The sequence below is a fragment of the Serratia sp. J2 genome, assembly GCF_046269175.1.
Taxonomy (GTDB): domain Bacteria; phylum Pseudomonadota; class Gammaproteobacteria; order Enterobacterales; family Enterobacteriaceae; genus Chania; species Chania fonticola_C.
The window spans coordinates 31,995-45,595 of record NZ_JBKABN010000010.1; the positions used below are offsets into that span (position 1 = coordinate 31,995).

Below are 13,601 nucleotides of genomic sequence, written 5' to 3' on the forward strand. Positions count from 1 at the left end.
CGTTGATGACAGAAGTTTAGTCCAAGGCGATTTGCCGCAGTAGTCGGCAAGATATACACTCAGTGTTCTATAAATAGAACAATAGGGGAACCGATGCAGACAGACCTGAACGATCTGTATTTCTTCGCCAGCGTGGTAGACCATCAGGGATTTGCCCCGGCAGGGCGTGCGTTGGGCATTCCCAAATCGAAGCTCAGCCGCCGCGTGGCGCAGTTGGAAGAACGGCTCGGCGTACGCCTGATCCAGCGTTCAACCCGGCGTTTCTCGGTGACCGATTTAGGGCAAAGCTATTATGTGCACTGCAAGGCGATGCTGGTTGAGGCCGAAGCGGCACAGCAGGCGATCGAACAGACCCGGGCGGAGCCTTGCGGCACGGTACGCATGTCTTGCCCGGTGGCGATGTTGCATACGCGTATCGGTAGCATGGTGGCCAGGTTTATGGCGGATTATCCACGAGTGACGGTGCATCTGGAGGCGACCAACCGCCGGGTCGATGTGGTGGGTGAAGGGTTGGATCTGGCGGTTCGCGTCAGGCCACCGCCGTTAGAAGACAGCGACCTGGTATTGAAAATCCTGGCTCAGCGCAGCTGGTGCATCGCAGCCAGCCCGGCGTTGGTACGCACCATCGGCGCTATCGATTCACCCGCAGGGTTGCAGAACTACCCAACGCTCGATCTCGGCCCGGCCAGAACACAGCATCAATGGCAACTCAGCGGCCCGGAGGGGCAGACGTTCCAGTGGGAGCATCAACCCAGACTGGTCACCGACGACATGCTGATGCTGCGTACCGCGGCAATTGCCGGGGCCGGTATCGTTCAACTGCCGACCATGATGATGCACGACGAGATCCTGCGGGGCGATCTGGTACAACTGTTGCCCGGCTGGCAACCTCAGGGCGGCGTGATCCATATTGTCTATCCCTCACGCCGTGGCATGCTGCCAGCGGTACGGCTACTGATCGATTTTCTGGCTCAGCAGTTCGCCGCCCTGGAGGAAGCGTGATCAGGCGGTGATTTCGATCGCGTTGCCGTCTGGATCGCGAATGATGGCCTCATAAAAGCCATCACCGGTCCAGCGCGGTGCCGCCTGCAAAATCCCCTCTTGCTTGGCCCGCTGTGCAAGTTCGTCCACCAACGCCTCGCTGCCAAGCGACAGCGCAATATGGGCCCAACCCACGCGTTCCTCACCTTTCCCCCCCGCCAACAGGCCAGGGACGCACATGATCTCCAACGCGGGGCCATCCGCCAGTTGAACAAAACGTGAGATAAAGCCTGGGCGATTCTTGCTCACATACTCCTCCCCCGCTACGCCATTGAAATAGCGCAACCAGAAGCCGACCTGAGCCTCAATATCCTCTGTCCATAGGGCAACATGGGCGATTTTCATCATCATTCTCCATCATCTGCGGGAATATACAGCACGCTGCCACCGCTGAGAGTGACCTGCTGTTCGAGTTGCGCATGGCCGCCACGGGCAATCACCAGATAATCGACCTGGCTGGCGGGCAGTAGCGTATAAGGCGCGTAGGTATTGAACTTGTCACGGGTACACAGCACCGCGACGTTGCCAGCGCGTGCCAGCATCTGCTTCTTGAACTGCGCCTCCTGATAGCGCAACGCGGTAAAGCCACTGTCGGGATCGTAAGCACAGACGCCGGTAAAGGCGATATCGAAACGAAACGAGGCAATCTCAGCCAATGCCTTGGCATCGACGCTGCCGCCGATTTCTGCATCTACCTCACCGCCTATCAAAATAGTACGGATCCCGGGGCGTTCCAGCAGGCGGCTGGCCACGCTTAGCGCATTGGTCACCACGGTGAGTTGCCGATCGCGGGGCAGCAGATCGGCCAGATAAAGGTAGGTGCTGCCCGCATCAAGAAAGATCACCTGCCCGGTCTGGATCAGGGGCAAGGCTGCCTGAGCCAGCCGCTGTTTTTCATCGCCACTTATCTCGACCCGCTCGGCCATGTAGCCACCGGCAGGCGTGAGCGCCAACGCCCCACCATAGATCCGTTTGCACAGGTTTTGCGCCGCCAGTTGGCGCAGATCGCGGCGGATGGTGGCCTCGGTGGTATGCAGCTGCGCCGCCATTTCGATCGCCAGCACTCGCCCCTGCTGTTGCAAGGTGGCAAGAATGGCCTGGTGGCGCTCATTGGGCAGCAATTTTGACATTCTGAAGGTCCAGCGAAGTAACAATGAACACGAATGTATACAAACGAACGCAAACGTACAATGGTTTTCTATAAAAAGCGCTTTTGGCGATTTTCGCCGTCAGGATGTTGGCTATACTGGAAAAAGTTACGTTAACGCGGACGTAACGCTCTGATTAAACACCCATTGAAAGGCAAGTTGCGGCTGGAAAGACAGGCGGCCAAAAAGGAAAAACAATGCTATTGAGAGTTGCAAGCTGGCTGTTTCAACTACCGGGCAGGCTATTGGCACCGTTCTTCCGCAATCGGCTGACCCTGTTGATCTTCTTTATGCTGCTTGCTGCCGGGGTTTTGCTGGCTAAGCGCCACTTGAGTGAAGGAGTACAGGAGGAGAGTTTTACCCTTGCCGCGCCACAGAATTACGTGATCCAACGAGAAGCCCCGTTACGGGAAGCACGCCAACACTGCGTTGGGCCGTTGCCAGATAATCAGGGCAGCCCATGGCCCGCTTCGGCAGGTTATCTGCATGAGCCAGATTGGCAAGCAGGCAGCAAATTGCAGACGTTGGCGCTGGATAATCAGCACAATAAATTTGCCGTATTGGTCAAACTGGAGAACGCCACCAAGCAACTGCTGGCCGAGGTGTTCCTCCCCGCCGCCAGCAGTTTCAATATCAAGCTGGAGCCCAACGGCCGCTATGTGATGAAGGTGAAAAACATCCACAGCGGTTGTAGCTTCCGTACGGCCCTCTCGGTGGCAGATCGGCCCGATGGCAGGCTGCCATTGACCTTTTCAGAGGAGGGGCCAGGCCAATATCATCCGATAAGTGATAGAGAGTTCTAGCACCGTCCTACCGGGTTATTTTTTCGCCGGATGGTCGCGGCGGAACAGCTCCCAACTTTCAATCTCTTGCCCATCAGGCAAGGTGCAGGTGGAATACTGCCCCTGAGCATTCTGCTTGGGGTTAAGCTTGCCGCCAATCTGGCCGCAATACACATCTGCCGGATTCGCCATGCCAATTACCTTCGGCGGCGCAGGCACATCATCATTGGTTTTCGCCGTACACCCCTGTAACAAAACCACACTAGCGAAAAGAGAAAGCATCAGGATCTTGGTCATTGAGATTATCTTCACCGTGAATTGAGCGGGAGCATCGCTCCCCCAAAGGGATCAGGAAATAAAGGACATGCCCTGTTTCAGCACCAGATCGCAGGCTTTCTGCTTCACCTTCTCGGTAATTTGCGAGGTGCCAAGGCTATTCAGATCCAGCGTGTTGCCCTTGCCGGTATTCAGCAGGCCACCCAGTCCTTGCTGATAATCTTCACTGTTGGCATTGGCCGTGCTGGTGATGCCCAGTTTATTCAGCAGTTGGTCTTTCACCGCTTCGGTGCCGTTCGCCGACAGGACGTTATTCTGCACGCAGTATTGCAAGATCCCTGCGGCGTTGGTCATGCTGGAGGAGCTCAACGCTTTATCACCGCCGTTGAGTAATCCGCTAAGCGAAGACAGCGACATGCCACCGTTGCTGGTGCTGCCACCCGATTTGCTCAGTTCTGTGGCAGCACTGCTGAGGGAGTCCATCAACCCGGCGGCCTGGGCGCTGCCCGTAGCCATTACCGTGGTCAAGCTCAGGGCCAACAATAAGCGATGTTTGGTATTCATAACGGTAAGGCTCCTGTTTAACTTCAAAATGACGGCGTAATTAATCCGACGCCTAGCTCGGACGCCGTGCCAGCCGACAAGTTCCTTTTATTCGGGCCGTAACACATTTTTCAGAATTTCGGCAAGCCATCAGAACTGCCAACGCAGCCAGGCGAAGAACACGTTACCGTTATTGTAAGTACCCGGAATATAGGTAGCCTGGAAGGTCAGTTGCTTATAGCCGATCGACGCCAATGGCAGCGGCGCGGGGATCGGGATATATTTCCAGTTGTCACGAGCGGTCACGCTGGCGGTAAATCCCAGCCCCAGACGGAAATCTTCCCCTTCAATCGGCCGCCAGATCTTCTCGTAGGCATAACCGCCGATCGGCTCCCATTTGTTGAAGGAGTCCTTGAACGCCATAAAGTAGATCGCGTGCCAATCACCATCTGCATCAAACCGCGAGATGCCATAGCCCGCTCCCCAAGGGCGCTCGTTGTAATCGTCGGTCTTTTCCTTGTCGTAGGTCCAGCGGTTATGCCAGGTGATCGCCGGGAGATAGAGCTCCTTATTGGGCGAGTTGTTCCATGTTTCCGCCACGTTGCCGGTAAAACGCCCCCACCAGCCTGGATCTTCAGCGTGCGCGACATTGCTATTTTCCGCACTAACCTCGGCGTATGAAGGCAGTGCAGGAAATATCAACGCCAACCCCCCGGCTAACAAGATCCTTTTCACCATCATTTCGCAACTCCTGTAAAAATAAAAGCGGGGATTCTTACCGATCGCCCTATCCTGAGCAAGCCGTTTATCACGGGCCCAATCCTTTTATCGCCCCTCGTTGAGAGACAGTTAAGTTTGGTGCCCATTGGCGTACGCGCCCAAGTTATGCGCCTGTACACGCGTTGTCTGTCAGAAAACTCCGGTTATCCTGCTTGCACCTCAACGACTTATGGAGGAACCTTAGGTTTTATTTGCCGAGGGATAGGTATGGTTATTGGTCCATTTATTAATGGTGCAGCAATATTGGCCGGTGGTATTGCAGGGGCAATGTTGGGTCATAGGCTGCCGGAGCGGGTGCGCCTGGCATTGCCAATGACCTTTGGTATTACCTCGATGGGAATGGGCGTAGTGCTGATCGGCAAGGTCGCACATATGCCGGTGATGGTATTGGCACTGGTACTGGGAGCACTGCTTGGCGAGCTTTGCTACATCGAACGGGGCATCAGCCGCATCGGAGGCTGGGCCCGTAATCTGATGGCCCCCAAAGGCGCTGTCAGAGAGGACCAGAAAGAGTTTCTGGAGGCATATGTCGCCATTATCGTGCTGTTTTGTGCCAGCGGCACCGGCATCTTTGGCTCAATGCACGAAGGGATGACCGGGGATGCCAGCGTGCTGATCGCCAAATCGTTCCTCGATCTGTTCACCGCGCTGATTTTTGCTTCCACGCTTGGCCTGGCCGTGGCGTTGATCGCCGTCCCGCAGTTGGTCATCCAGCTAGCTCTGGCGTTTGGCGCCGTGTTCATCTTGCCGCTGACCACGCCGGCGATGCAGGCCGATTTCTCTGCCGTTGGCGGGTTAATGATGTTGGCCACCGGCTTGCGCATCTGCGGTATAAAGCTGTTCCCGGTAGCCAATATGCTGCCAGCATTGGTGTTGGCGATGCCGATTTCGGCGGCCTGGATCATGTTCTTCTGAGCGCCACTTTCCCAGTTTAAATTATCCTCCTCCTGGCGTAGCGAAAAATTGACGCTCAGCCAGGAGAGCAATGAAGATGGCGGAAAGTACCCGTCTGGCGTTTCCTTTCTGCCCTTGCCGCAATTTCCTGCGGCCATCAATGCAAGAAAAGTACCGCCCCCTGCGAAAATCGCTGTTGCTACCCCTTTTGGGTCGTAAACTCCTTGATACGATAGGCAATCCTTCCCCAAACCCGTGCAACTTGAACAAGCCGCCACTTTCACCAACTGTTAATGCTGACGCCCTACAAGCGACTCGCATTTTCAACGATTAACCGCGCGACATCGCCAGCCGTTCCCTGCTGCGCACGGTTAAATAACAATAAATTGACGTGAATGTGGAGCAATCAATGAGGATCACCATAGGTTCATTCATCCTGCAACAGCTGCGCGCCCTGAAAGTGGATCGCATCTACGGCGTACCCGGCGATTACAACCTGGCACTGCTGGAAACCATCGAGCACGATCAAGAGTGCGAATTCATTGGCAACTGTAACGAGCTGAACGCCGCTTACGCCGCCGACGGCTATGCCCGCCTCAAAGGCGCAGGGGCATTGATCACCACCTATGGCGTGGGCGATCTGGCGGCCCTGTCCGGCATTGCCGGAGCCTATGCAGAATCGGCCCCGGTGATTTGCATTGCAGGTACGCCACCGCTGCACGCCATGCAGGGCAATGCGCTGCTGCACCACTCCCTGGCAGACGGCAATTTTGATAACGTGATGAACTGTTTCCGGCAGTTCACCGTGGCGCAGGCGCTCATCACCCCGGAAAATGCCGCCACGGAGATCCCGCGAGTCATCGCCTGCGCCTGGCAACGCAAAAAGCCGGTTTACCTCCAGCTCCCTTCAGACATTTGTGAAGTGGAAATTGAGGTTGCCGATAATCCCGCTCCATATCGCTTACCAACCAGCGATGCCAGCCATCTACAGCTTGCCAGCGCTGCCCTGCTCGAACGGATTAACCGTGCTAAACGGCCAATCATCCTGATCGATCAGATGGTCGAACGATATCAACTTCAAACGCAGGTGTTAGCGCTGGCGGATAAATTCGCCATCCCGTTAACCAATATGCCCACGGCAAAATGCGCGATCTCCGAGAACACGCCGGGCTGGCAAGGTGGCTATAGCGGCGATCTATCTCGCCCCGAGCTGTTCGAGCTGATGGCCCAATCGGACTGCATCCTCAGCTTTGGCGTACGCCTGGTGGATTCCACTACCGGCTATTTCAGCCAGCAGATCCCAGAGCAGTCGGTGGTAGATATTCAGCCTTTTTCGCTGAAGCTGGATAACCTCTCCTATCCGGCGGTAACGGCAAGCGAGCTGCTGCAAGCTCTACTGGAGAAAGCTCCTGCCACCAGCCTGCCGCCGCTGAAGACACTATCCGGACCACAGCAAAAACTGGCGACGCCAAGCAGCGAACCACTCGATCAGGACTATTTCTGGCAGCGGATACGGCGCTTTATTCAGGCGGATGACGTGCTGGTCGTTGAAAATGGCACCTCTGGTGCCGCGATCGGCGGCATGCGGATGCCAAACGGCGTTACCGTGGTCAACCAACCGATTTGGGGATCGATCGGCTATACCTTACCGGCATTGCTCGGTACGATGATGGCCGCGCCCGAACGCCGGCAGTTGCTGTTTATTGGTGATGGCTCTTTCCAACTCACCGCCCAGGAACTCTCAACGCTGTTACGCCATAAGCAAAAGCCGATCGTCTTTCTGATCAATAACGACGGTTACACCATTGAGCGCTATATCCTTGGCGAAACGTCGTCTTATAACGATATTGGCGCGTGGGATTACGCCAAACTCCCGGCGGTGCTAAGCCCGCAGACCCAGGCGTTTTGCGTCGCGGTAGAAACCAGCCAACAGCTGGAGATGGCGCTGGAGCAGGCTTCGCGTCAGGACCAGTTGGCGTTTATCGAGGTGAAGTTGCCAATGATGGATTCCCCACCGGCGATGAAAGAGTTCTGCCGCAGCTGCAACAGCTTTAACTTTGGGCTACACAACCCAAGGCGCATTGCCTGATAAAACCAGGGCCTGGCACAGGGATACCGCCAGGCCAAACTGAACGGGTATACTGTGCTCCTCTCAACGGCTAGGCAAAAGGCCATTAAAGATGTATTTTATATACATCAAATATAGAGGAACATCATGATGGATCAGCAGACCCCCCTGCCAGAAAACTATTACACCCAAAAATACTCCCTGACGGCCACCCATTCCGAAGTCCTTGAGGCCGCCAAACTGATCGCGCCCGGCAAGACGCTGGATCTGGGCTGTGGCAGCGGCCGCAATTCGCTGTATCTCAACCTGAAAGGCTTTGATGTTACCGCCTGGGACAAAAACGCTGCGTCGATCGCCGCAATAAACCAGATCATAGCCACCGAGCAGCTTTCACACATCAGCGCCAGCGAGCAGGATCTCAATACTCATCGCTTTAGCGGCCAGTACGACTTCATCTTGTCTACCGTGGTGTTTATGTTCCTGGATCGCCAGCAGATCCCACACATCGTGCGCAATATGCAAGACAGCACGGTTAAAGGGGGCTACAACCTGATCGTCGCGGCCATGGATACGCCAGATTACCCTTGCACGGTGCCCTTCTCATTCACCTTCAAGCCGGATGAGTTAAAAGAGTATTACCGAGATTGGGACATCATCAAATATAACGAGAACCCCGGCGAGCTGCACCGCGTAGATGCCGAGGGCAACCGCATCAAACTGCGTTTCGCCACCTTGTTGGCGCGTAAATAGTCCGCAAGTGTCACGCAGTACAAACCAAATGTCAGGCAGATGAAAACCGCATTGGGCATAACGCTATAGACTGTTAAGGGTAACGATCCGTTTATTCCCTTAGGAGGGCGTATGCCTAATGTGACCATACTGGACAGCGTAGTCCGTTTCCTCGATCGTCAGCACGGCCTGTATATCAACGGCCAGTGGCAAACCTCCCAGGCCGAATCGCGGCTGGCGGTCTATAACCCTGCTGACGGCAAACAGATCTCCTGCACCGCCGATGCCAACGCCGCCGACGTGGAACTGGCCGTCATCTCGGCCCATCAGGCCTTTACCGCTGGCGTTTGGGCACAGCGCCTACCCGCCGAACGTGAGCGCATTTTACTGCGCTTCGCCGATCTGGTTGAGCAACACGCCGAGGAGCTGGCCCAGTTGGAAACCCTGGAACAGGGGAAATCCATCAACATCTCCCGCGCCTTTGAAGTGGGCTGCACGCTGAACTGGATGCGCTATACCGCCGGGCTGACCACCAAGATCGTCGGCCAAACCCTGGATGTCTCCATTCCGATGCCGCCGGGAGCCAAATATCAGGTCTATACCCGCAAGGAGCCGATCGGCGTAGTGGCCGGGATTGTCCCCTGGAACTTCCCGCTGCTGATTGGCATGTGGAAGGTGATGCCAGCGCTGGCTGCGGGCTGTTCTATCGTCATCAAACCGTCTGAAACTACGCCTCTTACCCTGCTGCGAATAGCTGAGCTAGCCAGCGAGGCAGGCGTACCACCGGGCGTGTTTAACGTGGTGACCGGCAAGGGAGCTGTCTGCGGTAAGGCGCTGACGGAACATCCGCTAATCGCCAAAGTGAGCTTTACCGGCTCCACGCCGGTGGGTAAAGGGATCGCGCGCGCGGCGGCGGATCGGTTGACCCGCGTCACGCTGGAGTTAGGCGGTAAAAATCCGGCCATCGTGCTGAAAGATGCCGATCTTCAACAGGTGATCGAGGGGTTGATGGCCGGCAGCTTCCTCAACCAGGGGCAGGTCTGCGCCGCCAGCTCACGTATCTATATTGAAGCACCGATTTACGATCGGCTGGTCGCCGGTTTTGAGCAGGCAGTGAAGTCGCTTTCTGTCGGGCCGGGGATGGATGGCAACGCCCAGATCAACCCACTGGTGTCCAAAGAGCACCGCAACAAGGTGGCCGCCTATCTGGATGATGCCCGCAACAAACACGCCGAGTTGATCACCGGTGCCGCCGGGCCAGACTTGCAAGGCTTCTATATTCCCCCAACGCTGGTGATCAATCCCGATGACAGCCTGAACCTGGCGCGGGAAGAAGTGTTTGGCCCGGTCGTCAACCTGATCCGCGTGGCGGATGCCGAGGAAGCGCTGCAGAAGGCCAACGATACCGACTATGGCCTGACAGCCAGCCTGTGGACCACCAGCCTGCAAGCGGCGATGGCTTATACACCACGCATTCAGGCGGGCACGGTGTGGGTCAACACTCATACGTTAATCGATGCCAACATGCCGTTTGGCGGCTTCAAGCAGTCTGGCAGCGGCCGTGATTTCGGCCCGGATTGGTTGGATGCTTATACAGAATCCAAATCGGTGTGTATTCGTTACTAACCGCGCTGCATCCGTTAAAAAGTAGGGGGCGAATTCTCATTCGCCCCCCTGTTTTATGGATAACTCAAAAAACTATTGCTGCTTTTGCCCGTTCAGATTCAGCGTTGGTGTTTCATCGAAAAAGTTCCACGGTTTGAGCAACGCGTGCACCCACTCGGTTGGCATAATCGGCCACTCTTCCGCTCGTGCCACATGGGTGGTGCCAGTGGTAAGCCAGACCACGTCGTCGGTGTTGTCTATCGGCTGATTGTCCGCCGTGTATTGGCCCAGCCCGGTATCGTGGATCGAGCGGTTCGGGTATTTGCCTTCCGGATAACGCTCATTCGGGTTGTAGCGGGTCACCCACAGTTGCCGATCCATAAAGCTCAGACGGTGGTAAATCCATTCCTCCTTGCCAAAATTGGCCCCCTTGGCGATCGGGTGCGTCCCTCCCGCATACGGTATCAACTGATAGGAAACCGGGTTACCCATCTTGTTCAACCGGCTCGGGTTGCTGAGCAAGCGGATAGTGGAAGGATCGAATTTCTGTGCCGCCTGCTGTTCGGTAGTGACTTTCACCTGATCGACCTGCATGGTGCTGGAACGCGGGCCGCCCCGATCGTTAGGCTTCACATCCGGATTTAACTCTACCAGGCTGTTATTTTCGCCATCGACATCCATATCCAGCCGGAAGTTGTAAATGTGCTGGTGGGTGGTGCCGACAATGTTGTGATCGATTAGCGTGCCGTATTGCGTATCCTGCTTGGCGGTCGGATCCTGCATGGTTCTGGCTTTCACCCCTTTTACCGCTTCGATCCCCGTCGCCCCAGCGTCGATACCAAGGGTGCCGTTCTGGTGGAATACCCAGTCGAAGATGTAATCGTAGTTGCCAACCGTACTGATCCAGCGCACCACCAGTTCACGGCGTTCGGTGCTGATATTCGGCTGCCCCATTTCCTGATGCTTGTACTCTGGCCCGGCGTAACGCTCAAAGATGGCGATGGCACGTGGAATATCGGTCGGCTTACCGGTGTAATCGGCAATGGTCTCATCCAGCAAGACCGCGTTTTGCGGTGCATCTTTGCCAAGGGCAATCGGTGAGGTAAGCGTGCCCATGCCGTAATCCCCGGCATCCAGATAGGCTTTGAAATACCAGCCCACGTCCGGATCGCCATAAGGCACGATCATGCCCCCCAATGACCCTTCATACATCACCTTGCGCTTACGGCCATTATCGTTATAGGTCACGGTTGAAATCACCGGCCCGACGCGGGAATTCAGATGCAGGTGGAAATCCCAGTTCTGCCAGTGGATAGTGTTGCCGGTGATGGTGTAGTTTTTGCCTTCCGGCTCTATGATATCCAACGGTTTGATTTTCGGGGCCTTGCGGTCGCGTCCGTCGTACGGCGTTGGCTTCATCGGCACCGGGATCACCGGTCCCTCTTCAATTTTGATGATTTTCTTCTGTTCGAGGTCGACCACTGCTACCAGGTTTTCGATCGGATGAGCCCAGTAGTTGCCATCACCAACGTCGAGATAGCTGACCACTTTCAGCAGGCGTTGGTCCTGCTGCAGGCCATCTTTGCCGTCAAAATAACCCACGGTCAGCGGCGTGGTGATCACTTTGCTCGGGTCCGCAACGCCATGTTTGTTCAAGGCTTCGGCATACGCTTTACTGGCGTTGATTATGCTCTGAACGCTGGCGAAGTCATCCAGCAGCACCATTCCCTGAGCATCTTTGATCGGCTGCCAGGACAGCACCTTTTTCTGTTGCAGATCGACCACGGTTTCAATCACATGTACCCCGTCGAGCAGCGTTATGTCGGCCTGCCGGGGCTGCTGTACGTCGCGACCGCTTAGCACGAACTGCCAGACCTGGCTTTTTTCCGGTTCACGCAGCGAGATTTCGGTAAAGCGCACGTTGTTTTTATACTGTGGAGCCGCCTTGATGATAGCGACCGCCGCGTTAATCTCCGCCGCACTCAACGGATTTAGCGGATGGGCCCGGTGCTCTACCGCAAAGGTCTGATCCAGGCCGGACTGAAACACCTCGTTGATAAACTCGTCGGACATATAGGCCGTTTTACCTTTGAACACCACCGGCACCTGTAATCTCAGCGGCTTGCCGTTAACGATGGCTTCGCGGCTATCCGGTTTGACCTTCACATAGGCGCCATCTTTAACGATCACAAACATGCGGGCGTAGTCATCCCACTGCACGCTGGCACCAAACTCCTCCAACGTTTTTTGCAAAGGCACCATATGTGCCGCGGCACCATGAGCCAACGCCGCTGGCTGCCAACCCGCGCCGATCAGCAAGCCTAACGCCAGCGCAATCGCCGCTGGCAGACGTTTGGTTTTGATTGTTGTTGTGTTAGCTACCATCTTTCCCCCGTCACCCATCAAAGAGACATTACCGCCGTTGTTGTTGTGATGAGCCCGTTTTACGGGGCCCCAATTCACCATAGCAACTCTTCACTGGGGATATTTTGTTGTGCTTGCCATCCGATTTGTCACTCCTGACAATCTGCTGGCAAATCATCCAGGCGGGGTTACAGATACTGCTTGCGGTACGCGCTCGGCGAGACGCCAAAACGGGCCTTGAAGGCGGTGGAGAAATGGCTGTGATCGGTAAATCCCCAGTCATAACCAATATTGGCCAGCTTTTGCCGCTCCTTGGCCTGGCGCAAAACCTGGGCGCAGAGATCCAGACGACGGTTTTTAATGTACTGCGCCACTACCAGCCCCTTGCGGGCAAATAGCCGGTACAGGCTACGCACGGAGACGCCGATCTCACTGGCAACCCATTCTGGGCGCAGCTGTTCGGACTGAATATGCTGATCGATAAACGCCAGCGAACGGGTAAAAATGCGCTCGTGGCTATCTTGCCCCTCGTCTTGCTCCATCAAGGCAGGCTGTAACAAGGTGGCCACGGCGTTAAGCACCGCTTCGCTCTCCAGGCGGCTCATCTGCGCATTCTGCATACTGCCCAACACCAACTGCTGGCTGAGCTTAGCCACTGCGTTATCGGCAGCAATACGCCGCGCACCGGGCAGGTCGGTAAAACGCAGTTGCTGCTCGAGATAACTACGCGGCAGCAGCAGTGATAACTGTCGGGAACCCTGTTGGTAGGTAAAGCTGCTGGGCTGCGCGGCATCGATCAGGGTGATATCCCCGGCAGACAGCACCGCCTGCCGATCGCCCTGCTCCATAACCGACTGGCCACGCAGTTGGAATACGGTAAAAAAGTGGCAACCGTCACTTTGCTCTACTTCGCGGCGGGTGCGATAAAGTCGGGTCTGGGCAGCATCGACTATGCTCAGGCGTAATGCATGGGAGTGGAACTCCTGGATCGCACCGGCAAACCCAGGCGCCAGGGTTTTGGCACAAAACCGGCCACAGGCAGAATTGATTTGGCCTAACCACTGTTCAAAACTGGCATCAGCGAGCCGGGTAGCAACCACCATGATTAACCCCTTGAAACATAAGTAACAAAAGAGAACAGGCTTATCGTACTGAGCAGCATGCCCCGGTAGCTGCGGCAAGTTGGGCATCAGTCAGAAAATCAACATAACAAACCGATAACATACGTTCAACATTGTTCAGGGGGTTTGATGCCGGGATCACAAACTACAGAGAGAGGATAACTGTCATCGCGGGGATAATTGCGCAGAAAGAAGAAGAGAATGTGGGGAATAAAGGAAAGGTACAACACCATCCATAGTGCCGTACCTT

General features: G+C 55.7%; 13 protein-coding genes. 6 read left to right on the forward strand and 7 right to left on the reverse strand.

Annotation, left to right across the window (positions count from 1 at the left end; genetic code table 11):
* Positions 1-93: 93 nt before the first annotated feature.
* On the forward strand, positions 94-1,002 hold the full coding sequence (locus ACKWMY_RS12340; protein WP_065683885.1) for a LysR family transcriptional regulator: 909 nt from the start codon (positions 94-96) through the stop codon (positions 1,000-1,002).
* Here ACKWMY_RS12340 and ACKWMY_RS12345 read toward each other — a convergent pair whose 3' ends face one another.
* Positions 1,003-1,386 (reverse strand): VOC family protein, encoded by a 384-nt coding sequence (locus tag ACKWMY_RS12345; protein ID WP_024528691.1) that lies wholly within the window; start codon positions 1,384-1,386, stop codon positions 1,003-1,005.
* Positions 1,387-1,388: 2 nt separating this feature from the next.
* Positions 1,389-2,171 (reverse strand): DeoR/GlpR family DNA-binding transcription regulator, encoded by a 783-nt coding sequence (locus tag ACKWMY_RS12350; protein ID WP_065683883.1) that lies wholly within the window; start codon positions 2,169-2,171, stop codon positions 1,389-1,391.
* 215 nt (positions 2,172-2,386) lie between these two features.
* Here ACKWMY_RS12350 and ACKWMY_RS12355 point away from each other — a divergent pair, with 215 nt between their 5' ends.
* On the forward strand, positions 2,387-2,992 hold the full coding sequence (locus ACKWMY_RS12355) for a hypothetical protein (RefSeq protein ID WP_024528693.1): 606 nt from the start codon (positions 2,387-2,389) through the stop codon (positions 2,990-2,992).
* Positions 2,993-3,007: 15 nt separating this feature from the next.
* Here ACKWMY_RS12355 and ACKWMY_RS12360 read toward each other — a convergent pair whose 3' ends face one another.
* The 3 genes from ACKWMY_RS12360 to pagP all read right to left on the reverse strand — a co-directional run bounded on the left by ACKWMY_RS12360 (position 3,008) and on the right by pagP (position 4,531).
* A complete protein-coding gene (locus ACKWMY_RS12360) occupies positions 3,008-3,268 on the reverse strand; it encodes a DUF333 domain-containing protein (RefSeq protein WP_409486366.1) in 261 nt (86 codons plus the stop codon).
* 51 nt (positions 3,269-3,319) lie between these two features.
* Complete coding sequence (locus ACKWMY_RS12365) at positions 3,320-3,811, reverse strand: DUF2501 domain-containing protein (protein ID WP_024483881.1); 492 nt, start codon at positions 3,809-3,811, stop codon at positions 3,320-3,322.
* A 129-nt stretch (positions 3,812-3,940) separates the two neighbouring features.
* Positions 3,941-4,531: a lipid IV(A) palmitoyltransferase PagP gene (gene pagP / locus ACKWMY_RS12370; RefSeq protein ID WP_024528696.1), complete on the reverse strand. Its 591-nt coding sequence runs from the start codon at positions 4,529-4,531 to the stop codon at positions 3,941-3,943.
* Positions 4,532-4,777: 246 nt separating this feature from the next.
* On the opposite strand from pagP, the gene ACKWMY_RS12375 reads away from it, so the two are divergent.
* From ACKWMY_RS12375 to ACKWMY_RS12390, 4 genes are all read left to right on the forward strand, one after another.
* Positions 4,778-5,485 carry a DUF554 domain-containing protein gene (locus ACKWMY_RS12375; RefSeq protein WP_024483879.1) on the forward strand — a complete coding sequence of 236 codons (708 nt, stop codon included), beginning with the start codon at positions 4,778-4,780 and terminating at the stop codon, positions 5,483-5,485.
* Positions 5,486-5,873: 388 nt separating this feature from the next.
* On the forward strand, positions 5,874-7,553 hold the full coding sequence (locus ACKWMY_RS12380) for an alpha-keto acid decarboxylase family protein (protein WP_409486367.1): 1,680 nt from the start codon (positions 5,874-5,876) through the stop codon (positions 7,551-7,553).
* Positions 7,554-7,679: 126 nt separating this feature from the next.
* The gene (gene tehB, locus ACKWMY_RS12385; protein ID WP_390900386.1) at positions 7,680-8,282 is read left to right on the forward strand and encodes a tellurite resistance methyltransferase TehB; all 603 of its coding nucleotides are present in this window, start codon (positions 7,680-7,682) and stop codon (positions 8,280-8,282) included.
* Positions 8,283-8,393: 111 nt separating this feature from the next.
* Entirely contained in the window at positions 8,394-9,887 is a 1,494-nt protein-coding gene (locus ACKWMY_RS12390) for an aldehyde dehydrogenase family protein (RefSeq protein WP_121608888.1), read from the forward strand.
* A 72-nt stretch (positions 9,888-9,959) separates the two neighbouring features.
* On the opposite strand, the gene tynA is transcribed toward ACKWMY_RS12390, so the two are convergent.
* A complete protein-coding gene (gene tynA, locus ACKWMY_RS12395; protein WP_409486368.1) occupies positions 9,960-12,251 on the reverse strand; it encodes a primary-amine oxidase in 2,292 nt (763 codons plus the stop codon).
* A 167-nt stretch (positions 12,252-12,418) separates the two neighbouring features.
* Complete coding sequence (gene feaR / locus ACKWMY_RS12400) at positions 12,419-13,333, reverse strand: transcriptional regulator FeaR (RefSeq protein ID WP_261160918.1); 915 nt, start codon at positions 13,331-13,333, stop codon at positions 12,419-12,421.
* Between the last annotated feature and the right edge of the window lie 268 nt (positions 13,334-13,601).